This window comes from Frankia sp. Mgl5 (assembly GCF_023242985.1).
Taxonomy (GTDB): Bacteria; Actinomycetota; Actinomycetes; order Frankiales; family Frankiaceae; genus Parafrankia; species Parafrankia soli.
In genome coordinates this window covers 1-26506 of sequence record NZ_JALKFY010000627.1, presented here as the reverse complement: position 1 = coordinate 26506, position 26506 = coordinate 1, and the positions used below count along the sequence as shown (strand labels likewise).

The following is a 26506-nucleotide window of genomic DNA, read 5'->3' as shown; positions in this document are numbered from 1 at the left end:
ATCCTCATCGTGTTGATCTCGGTGGTCCCGGTCCTGATCGAGTACCTGCGCGCCCGCCGGAAGAAGACGACGACAGGGGACGCCGCCGGATCCCCCGACGCCACTAATGCCGCGGGTACCGGGCCCGCCGGGCCCGCCGCCGGCCATGGTCCGGCCTGGGTGGACGGCCCGGTCCGGGAGCACGACCGGGCTCCGGGCGCGGGGTTCGCGGGCGGCTACGAGAGCGCGGGCGGCTACGAGGCCGCGGGCGGCTACCAGCCCGCTGGTGGGTATCAGGGCGGGTACCAGCCCGTGGACGTGTACCAGAGCGCGGACGGGTACCGCAACGCGGACGGGTGGCAGCCGGAGAGCCGCTACGACGACGGACGTTACGACCAGCCCCGTGTGGGCACGGCGGGTGCGACCGGGCACGGCGGGCACGGCTACGACACCGAGGGATTCCAGGATGCTCGGCCGCGGGAGGGCGAGGCCCCGATCCAGGAGGAGCGTGGCCCGGCCGGGCGGCGCGGCGGTGGCGGGCGGCACTCCGCTCCTCGGCACCGCTGAGTTCCTCGGTACCGCTCGCTGAGCGGGAGCATCCGGGAACGACCGGGAACGCTGACCGGGAGCTCGGAAGTGTGAGGTGGAGATCCGCCGCGTGGCCCGCGAGGTCCGCGGCGGGAGGCGGGTGCGGCCACCGCGAAGCGGTCTGGCCGTGGCCCCGGGGATGTTCTGGGTTCCGGCGGGCGGCCCACTGATACGGGGGGATTCAGTGGGAGACACCCGCCGGAACCTGTCCACCGTATCCGCTCGGTGGGTCTGATGTCGCCCCGGCGACACAACATAAGCCGAAAAGCTCCCGGATTGTCCCAATGCACACATTGCGCCCGGTCTTGGGGCGGGATGTCCGAGTCCTGGCCGGGGACCTCACAGCGCGTCGGCGCCCCGCTCGCCGGTCCGGATCCGGGCCAGGCCCTCCACCGGGAGCACCCAGATCTTTCCGGCCCCGCTGGACGTCGACGCCGCCGCTCGCCGGATCACGTTCACCACGTCGGGCGCGTCGGAGTCCGCCACCACCAGCTCCAGCCGGATGTTGCTGGTTGACTCGTCATGGAAGGCGTTGCCGCGGTAGGTCTGGGTGCGCCACATTTCCAGCCCGAATCCGGTTACCTGGCTGACGGTCATCCCGTGCACACCATAGGTTGTCAGGGCCGCCCGCACGTCGTCGACGCGGTGGGGCCGCACGATCGCGGTGACCAGCTTCATGACCCGTCTCCACACGTACCGGCGCGCTGATGTTTCATCGCGGGGAAGCGCAGAGCCGACGGATGTCGGCTCTGTCTCGCCAGTGTCTTCCAACGTGTACGAGAGGATCGACCGATGTCCCTGCTGGACCGCAACACCGCACCGGATCCGCTCGACCTGCTGCCCCCGCTGCCGTCGTTCTCGCTGAGCAGCGACGACCTGACCGACGGCAGCCCGCTTGGCCTGGACCAGGTGTTCAGCGGCGCCGGCGGCGCGGACCTGTCGCCGCACCTGTCCTGGACGGGTTTCCCCGCGCAGACCGAGAGCTTCGCCGTCACCTGCTTCGACCCGGATGCCCCGACCGGGAGCGGGTTCTGGCACTGGGTGCTCGTCGACGTGCCGGCCAGCGTGACGGAGCTGGCTCGGGGCGCCGGAAGTGGTGACCTCTCCGGGTTGCCGGCCGGGGCGTACCACGTCCGTAACGACTGGGGCACGGCGAACTACGGCGGCGCGGCGCCCCCCGAGGGAGACCGGCCGCACCGGTACGTCTTCGTCGTCCACGCCGTGGACGTCCCGAAGCTGGAGATCGACGCGACCGTGGCGCCCGCGGTCGTCGGGTTCAACCTGACCTTCCACACCCTGGCGCGGGCCGTGCTGCGGGCGACCTACCAGCGCTGACCCGCGGCCACCAGCCACGGATACACGGCCACCGGCCGCCGATGCGTGGTTGCCGGCGCTGATCCCGTGCTCCGGCCGGCCGGCCGGCACCGCGCCGAGTCCCGGCGCCGGGGGTGTGATCCGGTCGTGACCGGATCACGATCGTCGGGGGCGGGGGCCATCCCGCCGAGATACGGTGGCTGGCGAAGGCAGTCGACGAAGGGGAGTCGGTATGCGCAAGTTCACTGTCGTCGCCCTCGTGGCGAGCGCCGGCGCACTCCTCACCGCCGCCCGTCGCCGCAGGAACAAGGACGAGATCGACCTGTGGCGCGAGGCGACGTCCGCGGCGGGGAACCGCTGACCGAAGCCAACCGGCCCGGCCGGCGAGTGGGCGTGCCCGGTCGCCGGCCGCGCCCACCTGCCAGCCGCGCCTAGCCGCCGGCTGGCAGGTCGTGCCTGCCTGTCCGTCCGCGCGGGCCCGCGCGGACGCGGGAGCGCGCCATCAGGTCCGGCGGCGGCGCAGCACCACCGCGTTGAGTAGCGCGAGCGTTACGCCACCGATGAAGATGATGGTGGCCAGCACGTTCACCTGGGGCGGCACACCCGCCCGGGTCGCGCCGAACACCCACAGCGGGAAGGTGAGCGTGCTTCCCGCGTTGAATGTCGTGATCACATACTCGTCGATCGACAGTGCGAACGCCAGCAGCGCGGCGCTCAGCACGCCCGGCGCGATCATCGGCAGGGTGACCAGGCGGAAGGTCGTCCACGGGCCCGCGCCGAGGTCGCGGGCGGCCTCCTCGACGGACGTGTCGAATCCGGCGAGCCGCGCGCGCACGACCACCGCCACGTAGGAGATGTTGAACATCGCGTGCGCGATGAGGATGGTCAGATAGCCCCGCGGCACCCCGAGGGTGATGAACAGGGAGAGCAGGGATGCGCCGAGCACCACCTCGGGCGCGGAGATGCTGGAGAACAGCAGGAGTTCCACACCGGCCCGGCCGCGGAATCGGTGCTTTCCCAGCGCGATCCCGATCATCGTTCCCAGCACGGTCGCGATCGCGGTGGAGAAGAGCGCGATACTGAGCGAGTTCTGCAGGGCCGTCGTCAGGTCCGGGATCGCGAACAGCTGGCCCCACCATTTCACGGTGAAGCCGTTCCAGGTGTTGTTCCGTTTTCCGACCCGGTCGTTGAAGCTGAAGGCGATCATCGTCGCGATGGGCAGGGTAAACCAGGCCAGAATGAGCCACGTGTAGACCCGCAGGGCCTTCTCGCCGCGGCCGGTCCGCCTCGCGGTGGGGTGCGTGCCCACGCTCACCGGGTGCTCATCTCCAGCACGTCACGGGTGCCGAGAACGCGCGCGTACAGGAAGATCCCGATCAGCAGCACCGCCATCAGGATGAAGGACAGCGCCGACGCCAGCGGATAGTCCGCGTTCGTGAGGTAGGTGGTCTGGATGATGTTCCCGATCATCGTGGTGTCGGTGCCGCCGAGGATGAACGAGTTCACGAAGTCCGACGTCGCCGGGACGAACGTCAGCAGGCAGCCGGCGAACACCCCGGGCAGCGAGAGTGGCAGGACGACTCTCCCGAGCGCCCGCGTTCGGGACGCGTAGAGGTCGGCCGCGGCCTCCAGCAGGCGCGGATCGACCCGCTCCAGGGCGACGTAGACAGGGAGCAGCATGAACGGGAAGAAGTTGTAGGTCAGGCCGGCCACCACCGCGAACGACGTCGCCAGGACGTGGAAGTTCTCCGGGAGGAGCCCGGCGTCCTTCAGGTTGCCGAGCACGATGCCGTCGTCGGCGAGCAGGAAGCGCCAGGAGACCGTCCGGATGACGAAGGAGACGAAGAACGGCAGGAGCACCAGGAACAGGTAGGTCGACTTCCGCTCGTCGGCGTGGAACGCGATCCAGTACGCCATCGGGTAGGCGAGCAGGATCGTGGCCAGGGTGGCGAGCCCGCCGTAGACGAACGAGCGCACGAACTGTACGTCGTAGGTGCTGATGGCGTCCCAGTAGACCGAGATGTTGAACGTCTGGCGGAACCCGTCGACGACATTGCCGGTCTGCACCGAGATGGACAGCATGACCAGCATCGGGATCACGAAGAAGGCGGCCAGCCACAGGCCACCGGGCAGCACCAGCAGATACGGCGTCGACACCCGCCACCGCGGGCGCCGCGACACCTCCGCGCCGGCGCCGCGGGTGCCGCGGGTGCCACCTGGATCGTCAGCACTGCCTGGGTCGTCAGTGCTGCCTGGGTCGTCAGTGCCCGCCCGGCCGTGCGCGCCGCGGGGGCTGCCCGCTAGGACTGGTAGACCGGCTGGAAGATCTTGTTCCACTCGGTCTCCTCCTCCGTCGTCAGCACCCGGAAGCGGTGCACACGGTCGAGCTCCGCGCGGGTCGGGAACAGCAGCGTGGATTCGGCCAGCTCGGGGGAGACGTGGTCACGGGCGGCCGGCACCGGCGTTATGTAGTTGATGTACTCGGCCAGCATCCCGGCGACGCCGGGCCGGTACACGAAGTCCATGTAGGCGAGGGCGTCCACCGGGTGCGCCGCGGTCCTCGGGATGCACATGCTGTCGGTCCAGATCAGACCGCCTTCCTCCGGCACCACGAACTTCAGCTTCGTCCCGGCCGCGAGCTGCTGGTAGACGTCCCCCGACCACGCCATCGAGATCCACAGGTCGCCGCCGGCGAGCGAGTCGATGTAGCTCTGGTCGTAGTACTTGCGGACGATTCCGGCGTCGCGCTGCTCGATCAGTTTGTCGGCCGCGCGCCGCCAGTCCTCCGGAGCGGAGTCGGCCGGGGCGACGCCGATGCCGAGCAGCGCCAGGTTCGGCAGCTCCTGGTTCTCACCGAACATCCCGACCTTGCCGGCGAAGGCGGGGTCCATGAGGTCGGCGAAACTGGTGATCTCCCGGCCGGTCTTCTCCGGGTCGTAGGCGATGCCGGTGATACCGGACTGCCAGGCCACGGTGAACTGGTTTCCCGGGTCGTACGCGGGATCCTTGACGCTCGGGTCGGCGTTGGCGGCGAAGGTGGGCAGCCTCTTGTGGTCGAGCGGGGCGAGGTAGCCGAGCTGGATGACCCGGCTGAGGGTGATGCCGTTGGTCAGGACCATCAGGTCGTACCCGATGGGCTGGTTCTCGGCGAGGCTGGGCCGGATCTGGGCGAAGAAGGACTCGTTCTCCTGGATCACCTCGCGGTAGGTGACCTTGATGCCCGTCTCCTGGGTGAACAGGTCGAGCGAGGGATGCACCGCGTCGGTGCTACCGACATCCATGTAGAGCGGCCAGTTCGCGAAGTCGAGCGTTCCCGCCTTCGCCTTGCCCGCCCAGTAGCCGGCGACGTCGGCGGCCTGCGCCGAATCACCGGCCTCGCCCTTGACCCCACAGGCGGCCAGGAGCGCGGCGCTACCGGCCGCCCCGGTGAGACGCAGGAGGTCCCGTCGGTCGAAACGACGTCTGGTCAGGCCGCGCAGCAGCGCCGGGTCGGGAACCGCCCCGTGCGACGCCCCCGGTGCCGCGGGAATTCCCTGCCGGTCATTGCTGGTCACGATGCGAATCCCTCCGTGTGGTTCTGGTCTTCCCGCGGGGAGCCACTCGGTGCAAGGGCGCTCGGCGGGGTGCTCTTTGCGTGGGTGCTCGGTGCGAGGGCGCTCGGTGCGAGGGCGAAGGAATGCGTCGGCAGCCACGACAGCCACACCTCGTCGCCCCGGTCTGCGATGTTCGTCGCGTCGGCGCTGTTCTGCCAGAAAACCGTGATCTCGGATCCACCGTGCGTCAACACCGTGTATGTCGTGTACGTGCCCAGATAGACGACCTCGGTGACCCGCCCGTGCAGCGCACAGCACGTTCCGTCGGGGCGTGTCACACCCAGGGTGATTTTCTCCGGCCGGACGGTCATCTCCAACTCGGATCCGGTCGCTGGCCGGCCGAGCTCCGGCCGGAGCGGAACCACCAGGCGTTCTTCGGCGGCGGAGTCGAGAACCGCCACGGGAGTTCCGTCCACGCCGGCCAGATCGACGGACCGCACCGATCGGCGCAGCAGGTTCGACGTGCCGATGAATCCGGCCACGAACCGGGTGCCAGGCCTTTCGTAGATCTCCCGGGGGGCGGCGAGCTGCTCGACGCGCCCCCGGTTCATCACCGCTATCCGGTCCGACATCGTGAGCGCCTCGCTCTGGTCGTGTGTCACGTACACGAACGTGATGCCGACCTCGCGCTGTATTCGCTTGAGCTCGATCTGCATCGTCTGGCGCAGTTTCAGATCGAGGGCCCCGAGCGGTTCGTCCAGCAGCAGGGCCCGCGGCCGGTTCACCAGCGCCCTGGCGAGCGCGACCCGTTGCTGCTGGCCGCCGGAGAGCGCCCGGGGCCGCCGGTCGGCGAGCCCGGACAGCTCGACGAGCTCGAGCATCTCGCCGACCCGCCTGCGCAGCTCCTGGCCGCGGATCCCGCGGCGCCGCAGCCCGAAGGCCACGTTCGAGGCGACATCCAGGTGTGGGAAGAGCGCGTAGCTCTGGAAGACGAGGTTCACATCGCGCCGATTGGGTGGGACGGCGGTGACGTCGCGGCCGTGGAGCAGGATGCGCCCGCGGGTCGGTTCCTCGAATCCGGCGATCATCCTCAGAGTGGTGGTCTTGCCGCAGCCGGATGGGCCGAGCAGCGAGAAGAACTCGCCCTGCTCGATGCTGAGATCCACCCGCGAGACCGCGCCCACCAGGCCGGCGCGCGAGCTGTATTCCTTCGCGACACCGACGAGCTCGATGGCGGGTGTCGAGGGTGCGGCGGATACGGCGGGCGGGGACGCGGGCGCGGGCGCATCGTGGTCGTCGGCGGCCGGGATCACCACCGCGTTGGCCTCGCCACTGTTCACGACTTCTCCGTGAGCTCATCGGTGTGGACAGGCTCGACGGCATTGTCGGCGCCGGGTCAGCGTGACAGCCCGATTGACGTGCGACAAGGGATCCCCTTGTAAAGACTGGATGACCCTGCGGAATCGGTATCCATCAGCGCTCTCCGTCGTTGATTCGCGTCGTGCTGAGCATGTTTGCCGGCGGACGCGCCGATCCGTGCCGCTATGCGGCGGCAATGTTGTGGCGCCGCGCGGCAGACCGGTTACCCGCCGGCGCGCGGCGAAGTGGCGCCGGCGGTGCGTGGAGGAGCACTCTGGATATATGGATGCCCACGCCGGGCCTCGTTCGGGCTCACCGTCGCTCTCGCCGGTCCCACCGGTCTCGTCGCCGCCATCGCCATCGCCGCGGCGGTTGGCGGCGCCGAGCCCGCTGCCGGGACCGGAGTACACACCGTCCGCCGTGCCGCTCGACATCCTGCTGGGCTGCGCGCGGTCGCACGCCAGGCTGCTCGAAGCCGTCGCCCGCGTCGACGACACGACCGCCCGCCGCCCGTCCCTGCTGCCCGGCTGGACCGTCGGCCACCTCGTCACCCACCTGGCGAGGAACGCCGACAGCCACACCGGGATGTTCGGGGCGGCCGCCGAAGGACGGGTCGTGGCGCAGTACCCGGGCGGCCTGACGCAGCGCGACGGCGGAATCGAGGCGGGCGCCTACCAACCGGCCGACCTGCTGCTCGCCGACCTCGCCGGCGCGGTGGCCCGGCTCGAACGAGCCTGGGACGGCACCCACGTCGACGTCTGGCGCGGGGGCCTGGGGCTGACCGCGGCGCGCGGCGCGACGAGTGTGGCGGACCTGGTGTTCCTGCGGTGGCGTGAGGCCGAGATCCACCTCGTCGACCTCGCGCTGACCGATCGCGGCGGCCCGGAGTGGGACGACCTCAGCCCCGCCTACGTCGAGGCGGAGTGGGCGTGGAGCACGCGGCTGCTGCCCGAACGGCTGCCCGCCGAGGTCACCGTCCTGCTGACCCCCGGGGACCGGCCGTCGCGCGCCGTGGGGCGGGGCCCGCAAGTCGTCCGGGTGGACGTCCCGACGCTGCCGGCGTTGCGCTGGCTGACCGGCCGGGACGCCGGCGATCCGGCCTGGCCGCCGCTGGGCCCCTGGACCTGATCCCATCCTCTGGTCCCACCCGGATCGCGCCGGCCCGCCCGGCGCGGCGATATCAGCGTGATCCAGAATGTCCGGGTGTGGAGCAGACGGAACGGTTCGTGAGCGTTGCGGCCGGCTGCCCGGATCGCCGTGACCGTGTCGCTCCGACCGGGTCACGCCGCCGCGGTGGTGCCTTGCGGCGCGGGCGGGTGCGCGGCCGCGCGGGTGTCCGCGCGTGATCTCGATGGCGCTGTTCAACAACAAGGGCGGGGTGGGCAAGACGACGCTCGCCTACCACCTGGCACACATGTTCCAGCGGATGGGACACCGGGTGCTCGCCGTGGACCTCGATCCCCAGGCGAACCTGACCGCGCAGTTCCTGGACGAGGACGAGCTCGCCAGCCTCTGGAAAGAGGACGAGGACCTCGGGTCGTCCGCGCCCCGGCCCGCCGTGCTCGACCCGCGCCGCAGCCGGATCAGGCCCGGCAACGGCACCCTGGCCACGGCCATCGAACCGATCATGGAAGGTGTCGGGGACGTCCGGCTGAGCGAGCCGGTGACCGTCGAGGACGGCCTGTGGCTACTGCCCGGGGACGTCAACCTCGCCAGCTTCGAGGACCGGCTCTCGGCGGCGTGGCCCAACAGCTTCCTGGGCCGGGACGTCGCCGCCCTGCGCACCACCACCGCGCTGCACCGCGCCATCGACCACGGCGCCAGGGAGACCGGCGCGGACATAGTGATCATCGATGTGGGGCCGAACCTCGGCGCCATCAACCGCGCGGCGCTGCTCTCGGCCGACACGATCCTCATGCCCCTGGCGGCCGACCTCTTCTCCCTGCGCGGCCTGCGCAACATCGGACCGACCCTGCGTGACTGGCGGGTGACCTGGCAGGGCACGATCCTGCCGAGGATCCCCGAGCGGATCCCGGCGCCGCGCGGCCTGATGATGCCGATCGGCTACATCCTGGTCGAGCCGCCGGCCCGCGCGGACCGGCCGTCGAAGGGTCACGGGCGGTGGCTCGACCGCATTCCGGGCGTGTTCACCACCTCTGTCCTCGGCTCCGCCGCCGCCCCGGCGGACGGCGACCGCTCCTTCGAGATCGCGACGATGAGGAACTACGCGGCGCTGATGCCCCTCGCCCAGGACGCCCGCAAGCCGATGTTCGAGCTCCGGGCCGGGGACGGCGCCGTCGGGGGAACGCAGAGCGCCGTGCGGCGCTGCTTCTCCGACTTCCGGGAGCTGGCGACAAAGGTCCGGGACAGGCTCGTCTTCATCGACCCGACGCTGCGCCGAGGCTGAGCCCACCCCGAGCCGGCCTCGATCCTTGCCCTGGGATCACCTCGATCCTGCTCCAGGCCTGCCTCGAGTCCGCCCCGAGCGCCGTCCTCCCGCCACGCCGTCGGGCTCGTCGTGCCTGGCACCGCCGTCGGGCTCGTCGTGCCTGGCACCGCCGTCGGGACGCCCACACCAACGTCGTGGCCGACACTCGCTCGCGCGGCAGGCTCCGGAGATCCCGTCACGGCGACAGTTCGCGAAGCTTGCTTGGCGTAAAACGATGACGATGACCGCCCGGATCGTGGCGACGATCAGGTGACGGATGCCCGCCAGGGTGATGGTTACCGATCTTTGCTTATCGTCAAAATTCACCGATGACCGTGGGCGCGTGCCGCATCCTTCTGTATCGATTTCCCTGGCGGGAGAAGGTCATTTCATTTTGCTGATCGTCAAACGTTTACAGAAACCGTCGGTGGTTGTCGGTCGATCTATCGACGAACCCCGTGGATGGTCATGGCAGTTCATTTTGCGAGTTGTCAAAGGGCGTCGATAACCATGGCCGGTGTTCGAAATGGTCGCGAACTAATTCCACGCCTGGGTTCTGTCTAATTATTTTGCTCTTCGTCAAACGTTGACGGTCTCCAGATGGGGTATCTGAAGGATCGGCTAGCGCAAGCCTCGCAGGGGTTCTGTCGGCGAAACTCAATGATTTTGCTTGCCGTCAACCGGAATCTATGACCTCAGGTGCAGTGTGCTGGAGGATTTGGACGCTGCCCGTGCGGGGAGTGAGTGTACGACGTTTGCTTAGCAGCAAAAGCTGTCGCACTCCAACGGCGAGCTCGGCTCGGTACTGCTCCCGAGGCCCTCTCAGGTGGAGAGCCATGCGCGCCACCCGCTGGCGCCGCCTGCCCGTTCGTCGTCCGGCTGCCGTCGGCGTCAGCCGGACGGTGCTCGCTGCCGTCCGCCGTCCGCCGTCCGCCGTCCGCTGTCCGCTGTCCGCTGTCCGCCGGACGCCGCCGCCCGCCGGCCAGCAGTTGGCCGTGGGCTACGGATGGGAGAGGGGCCGGAGGGGCGATCGACCTCAGCTGGACCGGGTAGGACCTGGCCGGCCCCACTCGCGGGTTGTCCACAGCCTTGGTCCGAGAAAACCCTGACATTGCCCGTATGGGGGCATCGTGCGGCGGCGGAGGCCTTGATGCCGCGTCCCCGACGGCCTTTGACAAGGCGGCGGATTCCGAAGCCGGCCAGGTGTCCCGCAGCAGCCTGCTCGTCCTTGCGGCTGGCGATTGGTCACGGTGGGTCGCAGGAGTACTGCGGCGGGGAATGCGTCAACGGATTCCGCAGGCGGTGCACGTTGCCCGGGGAATCCATCGGCAGCGGCGGGGAACCTTCCACAGCTATCCACAGCGCGCGCTTCTCGCCGCTGTCGGGTCGCGCCCACGATGCCCTCAGGCGGGCATCGTGGCCGGCAGAACAGCCCTAACCGGACACAGCCCCAACCGGCGGAACAACGCTCCCACTGGGCAAGTCGACGAGACCCGCCATATGTGTTCACAACGCTTGTTGTGGAGAGCATGACGCATTGCCGCATGTTTGTCACGAGCTACGGCCGATTCGGGGCACTCTGGTCCGACACGCACCGTGGGTGGGCAGCGTCGCGGCGGGAAACCTCGACTGCCAACAACGAAGACCCATGTGAACGGCCCGTGACCATGAACGTGGTGTGACTACTGCGGAACGACGCCGCCCACGCGTCCGCGGGGCAGGGTGACGGCGGCCGGCGACCCGCCGGTGGACAACAGCGAGCGCCCCGTGGCGGCGTGGCGCCGGCGGTGGCCGCTGGACGGTCAGGCCTCAGTGGCCAAGGGCCGGCCGGACCATCCCCGAGCTGGTGGTCATGCCGTACTCTTGAGGGGCATCGGTCACTCGGGGCGGCGACGCCTGGGCGGCCGACCTCACGGGGGCGTAGCTCAACTGGCAGAGCACTGCCTTTGCAAGGCAGGGGTTAGGGGTTCAAGTCCCCTCGTCTCCACGCGCTGGATTCGGCTGCTCGCTGACCTTTGGTCAGCTTCGCCACCAGCCGCGATGTCTGCCCGGGGGGCGACCCCCGGACCCCCGAGTGTCGGGCTGCGCCCGACCTGGCGGGGTAGGCGTTGATCGTTATGTAGCCAACTGTGTGGCCAAGCCTGTTCGGTGTCGGTCTCCGTCCGGCTTGTCCGCAGCCATCCCGCCCAGGAAGCCGTCCATGGCGCGGGCGGCGGCGTGCAGACGCTCGGGGAGAGCGTGGCCGTAGCGCTCCATCGTCATCCGGGACGTCGTGTGCCCGAGGATCTCCAGCATCGTCCGGGGCTCGACGCCGGCGGCCAGGAGGAAGGTGGCGCAGGCGTGACGAAGATCGTACAGCTGTAGCCACGGGAGGCCCGCCCGGTCGCGGAGCTGCTCGACGCGCCGCGTGACGTTCCTCGGTTCCATCAGCGTGCCGACGGTCGACGCGAAGACGAGTCCGTTCTCCCACCAGTGCTCGCCGGCGTCGATCCGCTCCTTCGCCTGCCTGCTCCGCTGTCGATGCGGTGCGCCGAGCGCGAGAGAGGGGACCGGCAGCGGCCGGCGTGATCCTCGGGTCTTCGGCTGGGCGATTCGAAGCATGCCGTTCTCCCGCTGCACCGATCGCTGGACATGCAGCGTGCCTGCATCAGGTCGCGGTGCGGGCCGCGCCGCGCGACCGCCTGCGCGCGGCCGTGACAGCCGTGCTCGCCGGGCCCGTCGCACCCCGCACCGCGTACGAAGATCCGAAACGTTCGACGAAAGCCGTCGGCCGACAGCCCTCGGCCGTTTGCGTGTCGCGCGGTGATATCGCGTTTGTGCAGGTAAGAGGCTTGTGGGTGATTCAAGTCCCCTCGTGCTCCTCAACTGTCTTGCTACTTAATGTAGTGAGCACGGCTTGAGGGGCGAAGCGTCCTGAAGCTGCCGTGCCGTCGAGGCGGGTGGTGAAGGTGGTGCTGTCGCGGTCGGATGTGCGGGCATGGTGAACATGGCGAGGTGACCAACCGCGTAGACGTTCGGGGCATCGGAGGATCATGGAGTTGTCCCGGCTGGGTCGTCACCGGGGTGAGGGCGCTGCCGGGAATGTGATGCGCAGGTCCAGTCCGCCGTCCTGTCTGGGGAGAGCGGTGATCTGCGCGTGATGGCTGTCGGCGATGGCCTTGACGATCGTGAGGCCGAGGCCGAACCCGCGGCGGCCTGTGCCACGTGTTCGGTCGGGTCGGCCGCGCCGGAAGGGTTCGAAGAGTCCGTTCACGTCCTGGGGGAGCAGTAGCGGGCCGCTGTTCGCGATGGCCAGGTACGTCGGTCCGGTGCCGGTGGCGATTTTGATCCAGCCACCCGGCACGTTGTGGTTGGCCGCGTTCTCGACCAGGTTGCGGACGAGCTGGTGGAGCAGGATGGGATCGCCGAGCACCGGAGCGGTAACCAGACCGGCGGTGATCCGGGCGCTGGTCGGGGTGTCCGTGCTGGTCTGGGCGAGAACGTCGGCCGTGACGCCGGCGAGATCGACGGTGACCGATTCGGTGAGCTCGTTACCTCCGTCGGCGAGGGTCAGGAGCCGGTCGACGAGGTCGGTGTTCCTGGTGTTGATGGCCAGCAGACGGTCGGCGAAGTGGACGGTGTCGGGGTGAGCGGCCGGTTTGGTCGCTTCGAGCTCGATCACGGCTCGTTCCAGTGCGAGCGGGGTGCGAAGTTCGTGGGAGGCGCTCGCGACGAAGCGGCGCTGGCCGTCGAAGGCGTGGTCGAGGGTTTCGAGCATGGCGTCGAAGGCATCGGCCAGCCGTCTGATGTCGTCGCTGTGTCCGGTCAGCGCGATCCGCCGGCTGAGGTCGCGGTGCGGGCCGGTGGACCGTGCGATCTGCTCGGCGGTGACGGTGATGGCATGGAGTGGTCGCAGGCCGCGGCCGGCGATGATCCAGCCGGTGCCCGCGGTGGCGAGGCCGATGGCGAGGACGATGCCGCTGCCCCGAACGAGCAGTGTGTCGAGGGCTGCGTTCCTGATCTTTTCCTCGTTGCCTCTGATCTGCTCGGTGAGGTCGTCGAGGCTGATCCGGCTCCCGTTGGGCGTGGTGATCGTCGCTTCGTTTGCCTGGCCGGCCCGCTGTCGAAGAGCGGCGATGCGGGAGTCGGAGTCCCCGGTGAGCTCGGCGTCGAGGCGGGCCTGGACGACCAGGTAGAGCAGCGTGAGGATGACCGCTCCGGCGAGGATGGACAGTGCGCCGTAGAGGACGGTGAGACGGGCGCGCAGGCTCAGACGAGTCACGGTATGCGGTATCCGGCTGCCGGCAGCGTTTCGATCAGTTGAGGTGTGCCGAGCTTGCGGCGCAGTTTCATCACCGTCATGCGGACGGTGTTGGTGAAGGGGTCGATGTTCTCGTCCCAGACCTTCTCCAGTAGCTGCTCGGCGGACAGGATGCCGCCGGCGGCGCGGAGCAGTTCGACCAGGACCGCGTACTCCTTGTTCGTCAGAATGACGGAGCGGCCGTCTCGGGTGACGGTCCGGCTGGCTTGGTCTACGCGTAGGCCGGCGCGTTCGAGAATCGGAGCGGCGGCCGGCGCGGTGCGGCGGGCGAGAGCGTGCACGCGGGCAGACAACTCGGCCAGCGCGAACGGCTTCACGAGGTAGTCGTCGGCGCCGATCGCGAGCCCTTCGACCCGGGCGCGGATCGCCGAGGCGGCGGTGAGCATCAGGACCCGCGTCGATCGTTGGGTCGCCACGATCGCGCGGCAGACGTCATCGCCGTGCACGACGGGCAGGTCCCGGTCCAGGACGACGACGTCGTAGTCGTGAGCGGCGCATTTCTCCAGCGCCTCGTCGCCGTCGTAGGCCACGTCGACCGCGAACGACTCGCGTGTCAACGCCTCGCAGAGCGCACCGGCGAGCTCTGGTTCGTCCTCCACGACCATCACCCGAACCATCCGCTTTCCGCCCTTCTCCTCGTCTGCGCCCCGGTGCGGTGCCCGTTCAGCGTGGCGCTATCGGCATAACCAGCGGATAACCAGCGCCGCCGACGTTACGGCCTGGTTATCCGCGATGCCGTCCACTGGGCGCCGTACTCGGTACCGCTCCACCCACGACGGAGGACACGAATGATCAGAACCACACGTCCGCTGACGGCGGTGGCCGCCGGCCTGAGCCTGGTGGTCATGGCCATGGCCGGTTGCGGCTCCGGCGGCGGCACGGCGCCGGGCGGGACGGCGTCCGGCGGCGGTACCACTGGGACGCCGACGGTACAGACGTACGCACAGTGCATGCGTGACCACGACATCGACATGGCTGATCCGGACCCGTCCACGGGAGTTCCGCAGTTCGGGGAGGGTGTTGATCCGGACGATCCGGCCGTGAAGCAGGCGCTGGCCGCCTGCCAGGATCTGCTTCCCGCGGGCAGCCGGGGAGAACCGAGCGACGCGGATCTCGCCGTCTATGTGGCCTTCGCGCAGTGCATGCGCGACAACGGGCTGCCGGGCTTCCCCGACCCCCAGCCCGGCTCGGCTGGCGGCCTGTTCGCCGGCGCGGACGTTGACCGTGGCGATCCGGCGTTCCAACAGGCGGCCCGGCAGTGCCAGGGCATCCTCGACGAGGCCGGCGCGTGACCGGGGCCGGGGCCGACGAAACCAGGACCGGTGAGACCAGAACCGGCGAGACTTCCGTGACCGCCCCGCCGACGGCAGCCGAGTACAAGGCCGGCGGCCGGTGTGTGCCGAGCAGGGCCTGGGCGCGGGCGATGACTGCCTCGTGGGCGAGCCCGCTACGGCGCCGACCACGCCGGTACCTGCTCGTCCTCGCGGGGGCGGGAGCCGCCGCGCTGATCGTCGCCGCCGCCCTGGGATTCGGCGGTAGCCCGCCGCCGTCGCCGACCGGGCCGGTTCCCGCGGCGACCGCGACGGTCCAACGCGGCACCCTCACCCAGACCCAGCAGGTCGGCGGTCTGATCTCCTACGGCGAGCCGGTCGGGCTAGTCGCCCAGCAGCAATCCGGAGTCCTCACCTGGATCGCAGCGCCGGGCACAACGGTGAAGATCGGCCAACCGGTGTACGCGGTCGACGGCAGGCCGGTCATCCTCCTGCACGGCACCGCGACGCCGTACCGGACACTCGCCACAGGCACAGTGGGTTCCGACGTGAAGGAGCTGGAGGCCAGCCTCCAGGAGCTGGGCTACACCGGTTTCGCCGTTGATGACACCTTCGACGCCGCCACTGCCTCGGCTGTGCAGGCATGGCAGGCCAAGAGCGGGCTTCCCGCGCAAGGCACCGTCTCACCGGACCAGATCTTCGTCCACGACGGCGACATCCGGGTCGCCCTCCAGTCCATCCCGGTCGGCAGCCATCTGGGCCTGCAACCCAACCAGCAGGTCCTCACCTACAGCGGCACCACGCAGGTGGCATCGATCCCGCTGGACGTGTCGCTGCAACATCTCGTCCACACAGACGACCCGGCGACCATCGCGCTTCCGACCGGTCAACGTCTCGACGGCACGGTCAGCAGCGTCGGCACTGTCGCGCAGACCATTGAGGAGCAGAACAAGACCTTCGTCACCGTGATCGTGTCGTTCGGCGATCCCTCTGCGCTCGCCGGTGGCTTCGATTCGTCGCCGGTGACGTTGACGATCGTCACGGGGCAGCGGGCGAATGTGCTGACCGTGCCGGTGACCGCGCTCGTGGCGAACCCGGACGGCGGGTACGCGGTCCAGACGGTCCAGAACGGGCAGTCGACGTTCGCACCGGTGACGACCGGCATGTTCGCCAACGGCACGGTCGAGATCAGCGGTGCGGGCATCGCCGAGGGCGTCACCGTGCGAGTCGCCCAGTGAGCGCCACGGTTCCCATCGCCGTCCTCGACCAGGTGTCCAGGCACTTCGGCCCGGTCAGCGCGCTGGCCGACGTCAGCCTGCGGATCAACTATGGCGAGCTCGTCGGGATCGTCGGGCCGTCCGGGTCGGGCAAGTCGACGATGCTCCACCTGCTGGGCACCCTCGATGGGCCGACGACGGGAATCGTTACCGTCGACGGCCATCCGGTCCACGCGCTGGGTGACGACCAGCGCTCGGCGCTGCGCGCGCAACGCATCGGGTTCATCTTCCAGCAGTTCTACCTCGCCCCCGGCGTGCCGGCACTGGACAACGTGGCCGATGGGCTGCTGTACGGCGGCACGCGTCGTTCGGAGCGGCTCGAACGCGCACGCGTCGCCCTTGACCGGGTCGGTCTCGGTCACCGAGTCCACCACCGGCCGCACGAGCTTTCCGGCGGTGAGCGCCAACGTGTCGCGATCGCCCGCGCTGTGGTCGGCGAGCCCACGCTGCTGCTCGCCGACGAACCCACCGGCAACCTTGACTCCTCGTCCGGGGCCGAGGTGATGGTCCTGCTACGACAGCTCCACTCCGCCGGAACCACCATCGTGATCATCACGCATGACCGCGACATCGCCGCCGCCCTGCCGCGACGCATCGAGATGCGGGACGGCCACAAGGTCGGCGACAGCGGAGACGTCCGGACACCTCAGGGAGCCCGCGGATGACCACCGCCCGATCAACGACCGGTGCCTCACCGACCGACGCACCTACTCAGGACGGCACCTCGCCGACGAGCAAGTCCGGACCTGCGACTCACCTCGGACCAGTGCCGGATGCCAACCTGGTGCTTCGCCCGGCCCGGCTCGCGGCGCGGGAACTGGTCCGAGTCGGCGCCGCAGGTCTGCGCTCGCGACCGACGCGTGTCGCGCTGTCCGCCCTGGGGATCGCGATCGGCATCGCGGCCATGATCTCGGTGATCGGCATCTCCTCCTCCAGCCGGGAGGACTTCCACCGCCAGATCGCCGCACTCGGCACCAACCTGCTCACCGTCAGCCCCGGCCAGAACCTCTTCGGCGACCAGGCACACCTACCGACCGAGGCCGTCACAATGATCGGCGCGATCGGCGACGTCGAGTCGGTCAGCGCCACGGGCCTGGTGCCGGACGCCAAGGTCTACCGCAACGACCACATCCCGGCTGCGGAATCCGGCAGTATCGCCGTGCTGGCAACCAGGCTGGACCTGCCCAACACCGTCGGCGCCGACATCGTCGCCGGCACCTACCTCAACGAGGCGACCCAGCGCTATGCCGCCGTGGTCCTCGGATCGACGGCGGCGGCCCACCTGGGCGTCGACTCGACCGGACCGGACCAGCAGATCCACCTCGGTGGCCAGTGGTTCACCGTGGTCGGCATCCTCGCCCCCGTCGGCCTCGCCCCCGAGCTCGACCGCGCCGCCCTCGTCGGCTGGCCCAGCGCCGCCGACCTGCTCGGCTTCGACACCTACCCGACCACCCTGTACACCCGCACAGACCCCAACCATGTCGAAGCCGTACAGACGCTGCTCGCCCGCACGGCCAACCCCGCGGCGCCCAACGAGGTCGACGTTTCACGTCCCTCCGACGCCCTCGCCGCACAGCACGCGGCCGACTCCACACTCGGCGGGCTCCTGCTCGGCCTCGGTTCCGTCGCGCTGCTCGTCGGCGGCATCGGCGTCGCGAACACCATGGTCATCTCCGTCCTCGAACGACGAGGCGAGGTAGGACTTCGCCGCGCGCTCGGGGCCACCCGCGGGGACATCCGCAACCAGTTCCTCGCCGAGGCGCTTCTCCTGTCCACACTCGGCGGGATAGCGGGACTCATCCTCGGCACCGGCGTCACCACGTGCTACGCCACCACTCAGGCCTGGCCTACCGTCGTCCCCTCCTGGGCGATGCTTCTCGCTTTCGGTGCCACTCTCGTCATCGGCGCGGTCGCCGGGCTCTACCCCGCCACCCGCGCCTCCCGCCTCCAGCCCACCGCAGCCCTCACCGCGCCCTGAGCTGCCAGGGCATCGGGGCCGCGCTGACGGGCGGTGTCACGTCACAGGATTCGGAGCCGTCTGCTCGCTCGTGCGCCGGACGGCTCACTCACCGCCTCCATGTCTGCCCGGGGGACGAACCCCGGACCCCCGAAGCCGTCCCGCCCGGGAAGCCGTCGCTTTCGAGCTGGTAGAGGCCCCCTCCGCCGTGACCGCGGCGGTGTTTTCCGGCCGGGGCGAACGAGGCGCGTTTCATGTGGACTGTGTCCCGAGATGGCCTGCCGGTTGGCCGGACGCGCTGGGGCGAACGTCCCCTGCGCTCCCACAGCGGAGGGCGCAGGCTTTGAGGAGCAGGGGCGCGGTGCGGGTTCCACCACATGGCTGTCACCTGCCGCTTCGGGAGGTAACTGCGTGATGATGTACTGGAGTGATCGCGATATCAGTGGTTGGGGCTGGTTCGCCATGTCCATGGGCATGCTGCTGTTCTGGGCTGTGCTCATCACCGTGGCGGTGCTGCTCGTCCGGGCCCTGATCCGCTCCGACGAACGCAGACGTCCTGCGACGCGTTCGCCCAGCGAGCCCGGAGCCGCTCACGGACCAGCCGTACCGTCACCCGAGGAAGTTCTGGCTGACCGTTTCGCCCGAGGCGAGATCGACGAACAGGAGTACCGCGTCCGCTTGGCGACCCTCCGAGACACCGCCCGCTTCGTCAAACACTGACCGCAGGGGCATGCCGGAGCACCGCATCGAAAACGTGGTGCTCGGCCACACGGAACCGCACCAGCCACGATGTCTGTCCGGGGGTGCCCCCCGGCTCCCCGGCGTCGGGCTTCGCCCGACCTGGCGGGGGTCGCCTTGACCTCGGATTCACCCGACCGCGTTCACGGACGCACGGGACCTCAAAGGTTGACGTTGGACATGTCCGGATAGCGTGCGCCCCGCACGGTCTCACCGGCCTTCGTCAGGATTTCCACCTCGTCGGGCGTCAGGGCGAGGCCGACGGCGGCGACGTTCTGCTCCAGGTAGTGGCGTCGCTTCGTCCCCGGGATCGGGACGATGTCGTCGCCCTGGTGGTGCACCCAGGCGAGTGCCACCTGCGCGGGTGTCGCGTTTCGCGCCGCCGCCATCTCCTCGATCTGGGCGACGACCGAGAGGTTGGCGTCCAGGTTCTCGGAGTTCATCCTGGGCATGCTGGCGCGGAAGTCGCCGGCCTCGAAGTCGTTCGGGGTGCGGAAGGTTCCGGTCAGGAACCCCCGCCCCAGCGGGCTGTAGGCGACGAAGCCGATGCCGAGTTCGCGCAGCGTCGGGAGGATCTCCTCCTCCGGGTGACGTGACCAGATCGAGTACTCGGTCTGCAGCGCGGAGATGGGATGCACGGCGTTCGCCCGGCGGATCGTGGCCGGCGACGCTTCGGAGAGGCCGAGGTAGCGGACCTTCCCTGCGGTGACCAGTTCGGCCATGGCGCCGACGGTGTCCTCGATCGGCACAGTCGGGTCGACCCGATGCTGGTAGTAGAGATCGATGTGGTCGACCCCGAGGCGGGACAGGGACGCGTCGCAGGCTGAGCGGACGTACTCCGGCCGGCCGTTGATGTTCCTGGCCTGGGGATTGTCCGGGTCGCGGACGATCCCGAACTTGGTCGCGAGCGTCACCTCGCCGCGCCGGCCGGAGATGGCCCGCCCGACCAGCCGCTCGTTTGTGAACGGCCCGTACATGTCGGCGGTGTCGAGGAAGGTCACGCCCAGGCCGAGCGCCCGCTGAATGGTGGCGATCGATTCGTTGTCGTCGGTCGCGCCGTAGAAGTCGGACATGCCCATGCAGCCGAGGCCCTGCACGCTGACCTGGAGTCCCTGGGAACCAAGCGGTATCTGGCGCAATGTGTCGTGGGGCATCGGTCGTCTGGTCCTCTCCCGATAGATATCAATCTTGGTGTCGATGGCCGTGAGATGGCGGCGAACCTCGTCGAGACGCTCGGTGACGCGCTCCTTGTGGGCGGTGAGCAGCTCGAGCCGTTCGGTCTCGTTGCCGTGGCCGGCCCGCACAAGCGCCGCGTACCGCGCGATCTGGCGGATCGGCATGCCGGTTTGGCGCAGCGCGGTGAGCGTCGCGATCCAGCGCAGGTCCTCGTCGTCGTAGCGGCGATGGCTCGACGGAGCGCGCGCCACCCGATCGAGCATGAGGCCCACCCGCTCGTAGTACCGCAGAGTGTGCGCGCTCACGCCGCTCGCCGTCGCCGCCTCAGTGATGGTGAGGCCGCTGTCCGCCGACCGGGCGACGCCGGCGGAGGGCCGTCTCGCCCCGGATTCCCGGCGGCCCGACGTAGGCCCGTCCGGCGCCCGAGAACCGTCCTCGCTGAGCTCGTCGACCGCGGTCATGTCTCGAAGCTAGGACTTCGAGTGCGCTCGAAGTCAAACCCGCCCTGCCATGATCGGCTCCATCTGCGGCCGTCGAGTCGGTCAGTTCGCCGCGGTCAACCTGAGCGGGCCCTGGGGGCCTCTGGAGGGTTGAGGAGGGCTGATGGACGATGACGGACACGGTGAGTTCCGGGCGTATTTCGCCGCCCGGCTGCCGGCCTTGCTGCGGCTGGCGTACCTGCTGACCGGCAACGCGGCAGAGGCGGAGGACCTGGCGCAGACGGCGCTGGCACGTACCTTCGTCGCCTGGCGGAAGGTCCGTGTGTGCGACTCCCCTGACGCCTACGTGCGGCGAATTCTCGTCAACGCTCATCGGCGACGGTTCCGCGGTCGCCGGGTGGTCGAGACGCTGATGCCCACGGTGCCCGACAGGCTGGTTGGCGGGTCCGCCGGCGAGCTGGCGGCGGTGGAGGACCGGGCGGGACTCGCGGCGGCGCTGGCCGCCCTGCCCACTCGGCAGCGGGCCGTCGTGGTGCTGCGCTACTGCGAGGACCTGTCCGAGGCCCGCGTCGCGGAGATCCTCGGCTGCTCGGTAGGGACTGTGAAGACCCACGCGTCACGGGGCCTGGCCCGGTTGCGGGCCGATCCGTCGCTGGGGACGGCGATGGGACCGCGGTCCGACGGCGTGCGGCAGCCGTCGAGATCCGGCGACGGCGCCGTGCCGCCCCAGCTCGGCGCATCGGAACTGGACGGGACGAGGGGAGGTGCGGCATGACCTCCGACGAGGAGATGATCGAACGCCTTCGTGGCGCGGAGCGCACGGTGGACGTCCAGCCGTCGGGTGATCTGTGGGCCGGCGTACGGGCCCGGGTTCCGGGGGAGCGCCGTCGTCGGGTCGCGCGGCGGGCCGCCCCGGCGGTGGCGTGCGCCGTGGCCGCGGCGGGGATCGCGGCCGGCCTGACCCTGGCCGGTGGCACGGGGAAGGCATCCCTCGCGCCCGCCGACCTTCCGCCGGCCCCGCGGATCACCCGGCTCCAGCCGGTCACCTTCACTCCGGACGAAGCGGCCCATCTCGTGGTCGAGTGCCTACAGTCCGGTCCTGGGCCGGCGGACCCGGCGCGCTTCCAGCCGGGCGGGCTGACGGTGTGGGCGGCGGCGCGGGACGTCACCGGAGCGACCGTGATTCTGTCGAACCCCTCGACGTTCGTCGACTGTGACGTGCCGGCGGACGCGGCAGGTCGACTGGACATCGACGGGGCGTATGTATACAGCTGGGGGACCGGGCACGACGCGATGCCCCGGACCGATCTCGAGCTGGAGCACGCCAGCGGAAGTCACGGGATAGGCGGCGGCTTCGGAGGCCGCCTCGGAGCCGGCTTCGGTAGCGGCCCCGGCGACAGTCGCACGGTCCATGACTGTGGCGGACGGGTGTCGGCCCGGGTTGTCCGGGTCACCGCGACGACTCCGTCCGGCGAAATCGTCGAGGTTCCCATCCAGGACGGGAAGGTCGTGGTCAGGACGCTCCAGATCGATCCGCCCGAGCCCGGTCCACGGCCCGGTGAGCCCGGGTTCGAGGACTTCAGACGGAACAACCCGACGCTTTTCGACGACTGGTACCAGGCCAATCGACCGGTCGTCCGGGCCTACGACCGGGATGGCCGCCTCCTGGCTGCAACCAAGGTGGGCTGAGGAGGGCCTGGGAGGGCTGAGACGGGCACCGTCACTCCCCGTGCCGCGCGGGCAGAGGCAGTGGCGCCTCCTGACGCGCCACTGCGGGGGGTGGTGGCCGTCAGCTGCTGCTGACGGCGAGGACGATCTTGCCGCGGCCGTGTCTCGTCTCCAGCTCCCGGTGCGCCTCGGCGGCGTCCGCGAGCGGGACGACCCGGCGGACGTTGATGTGCAGGGCTCCGTGCGCCTGGAGGTCGGCCAGCTCGGCGAGCCGGGCCGCCGAGCGGAGGTTGGGCGTGACCCGGATTCCGAGCTCGCCCGCCCGGCCGTGCTCGACGAGGGTGAGGATCCGGCTCCGGTCGGCGACCAGCGCCAGCGACGCGGTCAGCGCATCGCCGCCGGCTCCGTCCAGCGCGGCGTCCACGCCGCCGGGCGCGATCGCCTGGACGCGTTCGACCAGGCCGTCGCCGTAGGCGACCGGGATCGCGCCCAGTGAGCGGAGATAGTCGTGGTTGGCCGCGCCGGCGGTGCCGATGACGGTCGAGCCGGCGCGTACGGCCAGCTGGACGGCGACTGTCCCGACCCCGCCGGCGGCGGCGTGGATCAGGACGGTGTCGCCCTTGCCGACGCCCAGCTCCCGCAGCGCGATGTGGGCGGTCTGTGCCCCGCCGCTGAACCCACCCGCGACCTCCCAGGGCATGCCGGCCGGCTTGGCGGTCACCTGGCCGGCCGGTACCACCAGGTACTCGGCATACGCACCCAGCTGGCCGAAGCCGAGCACCTCGGCGCCCACCGCGACGCCGTGACCCCCGCCGTCGACGCCGTCGATCCCGCCGACTCCATCGACCCTGTCGCCGACCTGGTCGACGACTCCGGCGAACTCGTTGCCGGGAATCGTCGGGAGCCGGGGTGCCACCCCGGGCGGTGCCCAGCCCGCGCGGACGGCGCAGTCGATCGGCTGGACTCCGGCGAACCGGACCCGGACCCGTACCTGGCCGGGCCCGGCCACCGGCGTGGCCAGATCCATCAGCTCGAGAACCTCCGGGCCACCGTGCCGCGCGAACGCCGCTGCCTTCATCGGACATCCCTTCATCGCCGTTGACGAAGGTCGAGTCTGCGACCTCGACCGCGGTTGAGATCAAGGGCAGGAGATGGGACCCAGGTCACGCGGAGGCGTCACGCTCCGGCGAATTCTCGTCACCGCTCATCGGCCTGGGCGCGGCCTGCGGGGGGAGGCTGAACGTGGCGGCGACTCGTCTCGATCAGGATGGCGATGCCGTCGAGGAGGCGTTGCAGGCCGAACTCGAAGAGCGAGTCGAGGTCGAGGGAGCGGGGCGGGACGCTCGCCAGCAGCGGGTGAGCCGAAGTCGCCGCCGGTGGGGTGATCGCGGGAGTGCCGTGGGCGTCCATCCACTGCTCGTCGGTGAGGCCCGAGTCCTGCACCGCCTCCGCCTCGGCCTCCAGGTTCAGGGCCAGCCCACGGATGTGGGCGGCCAGGGTGGCGTGTACGTGGATCATGGCCACCGGGTCGAGACCGAGTCCGTGCAGTGCCCGCATCACCCACTCCGCGTGAGCCTTGATCCGCGGCGACATCGGGGGCCTGGTGAAGGACATCGCCTGTGCCAGCCAGGGGTGGCGGCGGTACATGGCCCACTGGGACCGTGCCGCCGCCTCCAGGCACCGGCGCCAGCCGGCCGGCGGTGGGTCGGGTGGCGGTGCCTCGGCGAAGACCATGTCGGCCATCGACAGCACCAGCTGTCCCCTCCCGCCCACCTGCCGGTGGAGCGCCACGGTGGTGACACCGAGCTCGACGGCCACGCGACGCATGGACAGCGCCGCCAGCCCCTCCAGGTCGGCTATGTCGACCGCCACCCGCACTATCCGCGGTCGGGTCAGCCCCGACGTCGGATGGCCGCCGGCACGGGGCCGGGCAGCACCAGGGCTCCGGGGATGCGGGCCCGAGAAGTCGACGATCGTGCCGACACCCGGGAGAGGTCGGGCCAGACCCTCCTGGTGGAGCGTCGCGAGCACCTTGGTGGCCGTGGCCATCGCGATGCCGAACTCGCGGACGATCTGGCGGGTCGACGGCAGCCGCTCGCCCGGCCGCAGCTCGCCGGATGTGATCCGCCGCCGCAGTTCGGCGGTGATCCGCAGGTACGGCGGGACGTCCTCCGAATCGGAGATGACCACAGCGTGCCTCTTCCCGGACTGCTCTAGTGCGCATGTCATCTGGGAACGGATGCTATCCGGCCATCAAATTCTGGTGCACTAGTGCGTGATTTTCTTTGCCGGACCTGTTCCATACGATGCGACCGTCCGGATCGATTCGATCCTGGTCGGGTGATGGCGGGTAGTGGCGCGATTTTCTGGATCCCACGCCTGGCGGAATGCGCACGTATATCGGAGTCCTGAAAGGAAGTGGAGTGGTGGCTACGCAGGTCGAGACAGGGAGTGTGGAATCGACCGACGGAACGGTGATCAGTTATCGGACGATTGGCCGGGGCCCCGGCCTCCTGCTCGTTCCGGGAGCCCTCGCGGTCGCGGCGGACCTTGATGGATTCGCGGCCGCGCTGGCGAGCGGGTTCACGGTCCACACGATCGAGAGACGAGGGCGCGGCGCCAGCGGCCCGCAGGGCGACGCCTACACGGCGGCGAAGGAGCTCGCCGACCTCGAGGCCGTCCGAGCGGCGACGCGAGCTCGATTCGTCGTCGGGCACAGCTTCGGCGGATTCCTGCTGTTGGAGGCTCTGCGAAACACCGGTGCCACTGCCGGTTCCGGTGCCCCCGTCGGAGTCGGAGCCCCCGTCGGAGTCGGAGTCGGCGCGTTCGACGGCGCCGCCGCATACGAACCCGGAGTCCTCCTCGACGGCGTCGGGCCCGTGACGTTGGAATGGGCGCGGCGCTGCCAGGACGAACTCGATCGCGGCCGGCCACGGCAGGCGTTCATCACCTTCGTCCGTGGCGTGAACCCCGAGACGACGGGACGGGTCCCTCGTGCCCTGCTCGGGCTCATCCTGGCATTCGCGATCAGACCCGCCGAACGCCGCCGGAAGCACGCCCTGCTGGGCGGGACGATCAGGGAGCATCAGGAAGCGGCGAGGGTGGCGAACCAGCCCGACCGCTACCGCGCGATCACGACTCCGACGCTGCTCATGGCCGGCAGGGGCAGTGCCGACACCGCGGCCGGACGCGCGACCCGACAGCTCGCCGGGATTCTGCCCCGCGCCAGCCTCGTCACCTTCGGGGACCTCGACCATTTCGGGCCGGAGAGGGCGCCGCGGCGTGTCGCCGCGGCGGTGGCCGACTTCTTCGCCGCCGTCGGCACGTCCGGCTCGGCGCGGGCCGAGCGGTGATGGTGACGGTGATGGTGATGGTGACGGGCGGCGTCATCCGCCGAGCCGCTGACCAGACCGCCGGCTCGCCATCGGGCAACTGCTCAAGCCGCCAACCGACAGGCCGGCCGGTGGTGGCGTCCCGGATCCGGCCCGATCGATTCCTGATCGATTCACGATAGAGCTACGTTGAGTGTCTGATCCACAACGGTGCGGCGCGGCCGGATCCCGGGCGGGGTGTGGCCGGCTTCGATGGCGCTTGACCTGCTCATCAGTCATGGTTGATCAGGGAGGGGGTATGGATGCGCCGAGACGTCGCCCTGCCGGGAACGGTGCCGGGGTGTCCTGATGACGCATCGACGCACCCCGGTCACCCGGGATGAGCCGAGCGGATCCCTGACCGATTTCGTGGGCTTGTTGGCCGAATACGCAGAGACGGCCAGAGCTGGGAAGCGTAGAAACAGATAGAGACGCTGACGATGTGGTCTGGCGCACGTCCCGGACCCGCCAGTCGAGGAGGATCATGAACATCGACGACATGGTCTTGGTGAGCATCGACGACCACGTGGTCGAGCCGCCCGACATGTTCAAGAACCACGTCCCGGCGAACCTGGTCGACCAGGCGCCGCACGTCGTGCGCAACGACCAGGGCGTGGACCAGTGGATCTACCAGGGCCGGGTGACGGGCGTCAGTGGCCTGAACGCGGTCGTGTCGTGGCCGGCGGAGGAGTGGGGCAAGGACCCGGCCGGCTTCGCCGAGATGCGCCCGGGGGTGTACGACATCCACGACCGGGTCCGGGACATGGATCGTAACGGCATCCTCGCCTCGATGTGCTTCCCGACGTTCGCCGGGTTCAGCGCCGGGCATCTCAACCACTACAAGACCGACACCACCGTCACGATGATCCAGGCGTACAACAACTGGCACATCGACGAGTGGGCCGGCACGTACCCGGGTCGGTTCATCCCGCTGGCGCTGCTTCCGACCTGGAAGCCGGAGCTGATGGTGAACGAGATCCGCCGGGTGGCGGCGAAGGGCTGCCGGGCGGTCACCATGCCCGAGCTGCCCCACCTCGAGGGCCTGCCCAGCTACCACGACATCGACTACTGGGGCCCGGTGTTCCAGGCGCTGTCGGACACCGGGCT

Annotated in this window: 24 protein-coding genes, 1 tRNA gene and 2 pseudogenes; 15 read left to right on the top strand and 12 right to left on the bottom strand. The window is 69.9% G+C overall.

Annotated elements, in window-relative coordinates:
* Nucleotides 1–546: pseudogene (locus MXD62_RS17920) on the top strand (hypothetical protein); the annotation flags it as partial.
* 360 nt (nt 547–906) lie between these two features.
* Here the strand turns inward: MXD62_RS17920 and MXD62_RS17915 are convergent.
* Nucleotides 907–1245, bottom strand: coding sequence for a P-II family nitrogen regulator (locus tag MXD62_RS17915; RefSeq protein WP_248830673.1), 339 nt, complete (start codon nt 1243–1245; stop codon nt 907–909).
* A gap of 114 nt (nt 1246–1359) precedes the next feature.
* Between MXD62_RS17915 and MXD62_RS17910 the strand changes: the two genes are divergently transcribed.
* Together MXD62_RS17910 and MXD62_RS17905 are read left to right on the top strand one after the other, a co-directional pair.
* On the top strand, nt 1360–1902 hold the full coding sequence (locus MXD62_RS17910; RefSeq protein WP_012157465.1) for a YbhB/YbcL family Raf kinase inhibitor-like protein: 543 nt from the start codon (nt 1360–1362) through the stop codon (nt 1900–1902).
* A 211-nt stretch (nt 1903–2113) separates the two neighbouring features.
* A complete protein-coding gene (locus tag MXD62_RS17905; RefSeq protein ID WP_018504118.1) occupies nt 2114–2242 on the top strand; it encodes a DLW-39 family protein in 129 nt (42 codons plus the stop codon).
* Between the two features lie 141 nt (nt 2243–2383).
* Here the strand turns inward: MXD62_RS17905 and MXD62_RS17900 are convergent, their stop codons facing one another.
* The 4 genes from MXD62_RS17900 to MXD62_RS17885 form a co-directional block, all read right to left on the bottom strand.
* A complete protein-coding gene (locus tag MXD62_RS17900) occupies nt 2384–3190 on the bottom strand; it encodes an ABC transporter permease (protein ID WP_368862417.1) in 807 nt (268 codons plus the stop codon).
* A gap of 2 nt (nt 3191–3192) precedes the next feature.
* Complete coding sequence (locus MXD62_RS17895) at nt 3193–4038, bottom strand: ABC transporter permease (protein ID WP_248830671.1); 846 nt, start codon at nt 4036–4038, stop codon at nt 3193–3195.
* Nucleotides 4039–4181: 143 nt separating this feature from the next.
* Nucleotides 4182–5435, bottom strand: a complete 1254-nt coding sequence (locus MXD62_RS17890) for a spermidine/putrescine ABC transporter substrate-binding protein (protein ID WP_248830670.1) — start codon at nt 5433–5435, stop codon at nt 4182–4184.
* Nucleotides 5432–6646, bottom strand: coding sequence for an ABC transporter ATP-binding protein (locus MXD62_RS17885; RefSeq protein WP_368862416.1), 1215 nt, complete (start codon nt 6644–6646; stop codon nt 5432–5434). The genes MXD62_RS17890 and MXD62_RS17885 overlap by 4 nt, the downstream gene beginning before the upstream one ends.
* A gap of 547 nt (nt 6647–7193) precedes the next feature.
* Between MXD62_RS17885 and MXD62_RS17880 the strand changes: the two genes are divergently transcribed.
* The 3 genes from MXD62_RS17880 (at nt 7194) to MXD62_RS17870 (ending at nt 11188) form a co-directional block, all read left to right on the top strand.
* Nucleotides 7194–7901 carry a maleylpyruvate isomerase family mycothiol-dependent enzyme gene (locus tag MXD62_RS17880; RefSeq protein WP_071065068.1) on the top strand — a complete coding sequence of 236 codons (708 nt, stop codon included), beginning with the start codon at nt 7194–7196 and terminating at the stop codon, nt 7899–7901.
* 214 nt (nt 7902–8115) lie between these two features.
* Entirely contained in the window at nt 8116–9180 is a 1065-nt protein-coding gene (locus MXD62_RS17875; RefSeq protein WP_308301283.1) for an AAA family ATPase, read from the top strand.
* A 1935-nt stretch (nt 9181–11115) separates the two neighbouring features.
* Nucleotides 11116–11188: transfer RNA gene (locus MXD62_RS17870), tRNA-Ala, on the top strand.
* 128 nt (nt 11189–11316) lie between these two features.
* Here the strand turns inward: MXD62_RS17870 and MXD62_RS39255 are convergent.
* From MXD62_RS39255 to MXD62_RS17855, 3 genes are all read right to left on the bottom strand, one after another.
* Complete coding sequence (locus tag MXD62_RS39255; protein WP_308301282.1) at nt 11317–11925, bottom strand: tyrosine-type recombinase/integrase; 609 nt, start codon at nt 11923–11925, stop codon at nt 11317–11319.
* Nucleotides 11926–12256: 331 nt separating this feature from the next.
* A complete protein-coding gene (locus MXD62_RS17860; RefSeq protein WP_248830667.1) occupies nt 12257–13462 on the bottom strand; it encodes a cell wall metabolism sensor histidine kinase WalK in 1206 nt (401 codons plus the stop codon).
* Nucleotides 13459–14118 carry a response regulator transcription factor gene (locus tag MXD62_RS17855; protein ID WP_248830666.1) on the bottom strand — a complete coding sequence of 220 codons (660 nt, stop codon included), beginning with the start codon at nt 14116–14118 and terminating at the stop codon, nt 13459–13461. The genes MXD62_RS17860 and MXD62_RS17855 overlap by 4 nt, the downstream gene beginning before the upstream one ends.
* 171 nt (nt 14119–14289) lie before the next feature.
* On the opposite strand from MXD62_RS17855, the gene MXD62_RS17850 reads away from it, so the two are divergent.
* The 5 genes from MXD62_RS17850 to MXD62_RS17830 all read left to right on the top strand — a co-directional run bounded on the left by MXD62_RS17850 (nt 14290) and on the right by MXD62_RS17830 (nt 18726).
* Nucleotides 14290–14793: a hypothetical protein gene (locus MXD62_RS17850; protein ID WP_012157527.1), complete on the top strand. Its 504-nt coding sequence runs from the start codon at nt 14290–14292 to the stop codon at nt 14791–14793.
* Between the two features lie 56 nt (nt 14794–14849).
* Nucleotides 14850–16010: a peptidoglycan-binding protein gene (locus MXD62_RS17845; protein ID WP_248830665.1), complete on the top strand. Its 1161-nt coding sequence runs from the start codon at nt 14850–14852 to the stop codon at nt 16008–16010.
* Nucleotides 16007–16714, top strand: coding sequence for an ABC transporter ATP-binding protein (locus MXD62_RS17840; protein WP_248830664.1), 708 nt, complete (start codon nt 16007–16009; stop codon nt 16712–16714). The genes MXD62_RS17845 and MXD62_RS17840 overlap by 4 nt, the downstream gene beginning before the upstream one ends.
* Nucleotides 16711–18027 (top strand): ABC transporter permease, encoded by a 1317-nt coding sequence (locus tag MXD62_RS17835; RefSeq protein ID WP_248830663.1) that lies wholly within the window; start codon nt 16711–16713, stop codon nt 18025–18027. The genes MXD62_RS17840 and MXD62_RS17835 overlap by 4 nt, the downstream gene beginning before the upstream one ends.
* Before the next feature lie 393 nt (nt 18028–18420).
* The gene (locus tag MXD62_RS17830; protein ID WP_041255221.1) at nt 18421–18726 is read left to right on the top strand and encodes an SHOCT domain-containing protein; all 306 of its coding nucleotides are present in this window, start codon (nt 18421–18423) and stop codon (nt 18724–18726) included.
* A gap of 179 nt (nt 18727–18905) precedes the next feature.
* On the opposite strand, the gene MXD62_RS17825 is transcribed toward MXD62_RS17830, so the two are convergent.
* Both MXD62_RS17825 and MXD62_RS17820 read right to left on the bottom strand, forming a co-directional pair.
* On the bottom strand, nt 18906–19898 hold the full coding sequence (locus MXD62_RS17825; protein ID WP_248830674.1) for an aldo/keto reductase: 993 nt from the start codon (nt 19896–19898) through the stop codon (nt 18906–18908).
* Between the two features lie 168 nt (nt 19899–20066).
* Nucleotides 20067–20381, bottom strand: a pseudogene (locus tag MXD62_RS17820) (MerR family transcriptional regulator); the annotation flags it as partial.
* A 142-nt stretch (nt 20382–20523) separates the two neighbouring features.
* Here MXD62_RS17820 and MXD62_RS17815 point away from each other — a divergent pair.
* Both MXD62_RS17815 and MXD62_RS17810 read left to right on the top strand, forming a co-directional pair.
* Nucleotides 20524–21135 carry a SigE family RNA polymerase sigma factor gene (locus MXD62_RS17815; RefSeq protein ID WP_248830662.1) on the top strand — a complete coding sequence of 204 codons (612 nt, stop codon included), beginning with the start codon at nt 20524–20526 and terminating at the stop codon, nt 21133–21135.
* A complete protein-coding gene (locus MXD62_RS17810; protein ID WP_248830661.1) occupies nt 21132–22049 on the top strand; it encodes a hypothetical protein in 918 nt (305 codons plus the stop codon). The genes MXD62_RS17815 and MXD62_RS17810 overlap by 4 nt, the downstream gene beginning before the upstream one ends.
* Nucleotides 22050–22149: 100 nt before the next feature.
* On the opposite strand, the gene MXD62_RS17805 is transcribed toward MXD62_RS17810, so the two are convergent.
* Together MXD62_RS17805 and MXD62_RS17800 are read right to left on the bottom strand one after the other, a co-directional pair.
* A complete protein-coding gene (locus tag MXD62_RS17805) occupies nt 22150–23106 on the bottom strand; it encodes an NADP-dependent oxidoreductase (RefSeq protein ID WP_248830660.1) in 957 nt (318 codons plus the stop codon).
* A 119-nt stretch (nt 23107–23225) separates the two neighbouring features.
* Nucleotides 23226–24218 (bottom strand): TetR/AcrR family transcriptional regulator C-terminal domain-containing protein, encoded by a 993-nt coding sequence (locus MXD62_RS17800; protein ID WP_248830659.1) that lies wholly within the window; start codon nt 24216–24218, stop codon nt 23226–23228.
* A 233-nt stretch (nt 24219–24451) separates the two neighbouring features.
* On the opposite strand from MXD62_RS17800, the gene MXD62_RS17795 reads away from it, so the two are divergent.
* Nucleotides 24452–25381 (top strand): alpha/beta fold hydrolase, encoded by a 930-nt coding sequence (locus tag MXD62_RS17795; RefSeq protein WP_248830658.1) that lies wholly within the window; start codon nt 24452–24454, stop codon nt 25379–25381.
* Nucleotides 25382–25883: 502 nt separating this feature from the next.
* Nucleotides 25884–26506: amidohydrolase family protein (locus MXD62_RS17790; RefSeq protein WP_248830657.1), on the top strand; the 623-nt coding region annotated here is incomplete at its 3' end.

Excerpts from the sequence above, each read along its gene's own strand:
- MXD62_RS17855 (WP_248830666.1), bottom strand. The coding sequence starts at position 14,118 with ATGGTTCGGGTGATGGTCGTGGAGGACGAACCAGAGCTCGCCGGTGCG.
- MXD62_RS17815 (WP_248830662.1), top strand. The coding sequence starts at position 20,524 with ATGGACGATGACGGACACGGTGAGTTCCGGGCGTATTTCGCCGCCCGG.
- MXD62_RS17805 (WP_248830660.1), bottom strand. The coding sequence starts at position 23,106 with ATGAAGGCAGCGGCGTTCGCGCGGCACGGTGGCCCGGAGGTTCTCGAG.
- MXD62_RS17810 (WP_248830661.1), top strand. The coding sequence starts at position 21,132 with ATGACCTCCGACGAGGAGATGATCGAACGCCTTCGTGGCGCGGAGCGC.
- MXD62_RS17835 (WP_248830663.1), top strand. The coding sequence starts at position 16,711 with ATGACCACCGCCCGATCAACGACCGGTGCCTCACCGACCGACGCACCT.
- MXD62_RS17830 (WP_041255221.1), top strand. The coding sequence starts at position 18,421 with ATGATGTACTGGAGTGATCGCGATATCAGTGGTTGGGGCTGGTTCGCC.
- MXD62_RS17825 (WP_248830674.1), bottom strand. The coding sequence starts at position 19,898 with ATGCCCCACGACACATTGCGCCAGATACCGCTTGGTTCCCAGGGACTC.
- MXD62_RS17910 (WP_012157465.1), top strand. The coding sequence starts at position 1,360 with ATGTCCCTGCTGGACCGCAACACCGCACCGGATCCGCTCGACCTGCTG.
- MXD62_RS17850 (WP_012157527.1), top strand. The coding sequence starts at position 14,290 with ATGATCAGAACCACACGTCCGCTGACGGCGGTGGCCGCCGGCCTGAGC.
- MXD62_RS17905 (WP_018504118.1), top strand. The coding sequence starts at position 2,114 with ATGCGCAAGTTCACTGTCGTCGCCCTCGTGGCGAGCGCCGGCGCACTC.
- MXD62_RS17915 (WP_248830673.1), bottom strand. The coding sequence starts at position 1,245 with ATGAAGCTGGTCACCGCGATCGTGCGGCCCCACCGCGTCGACGACGTG.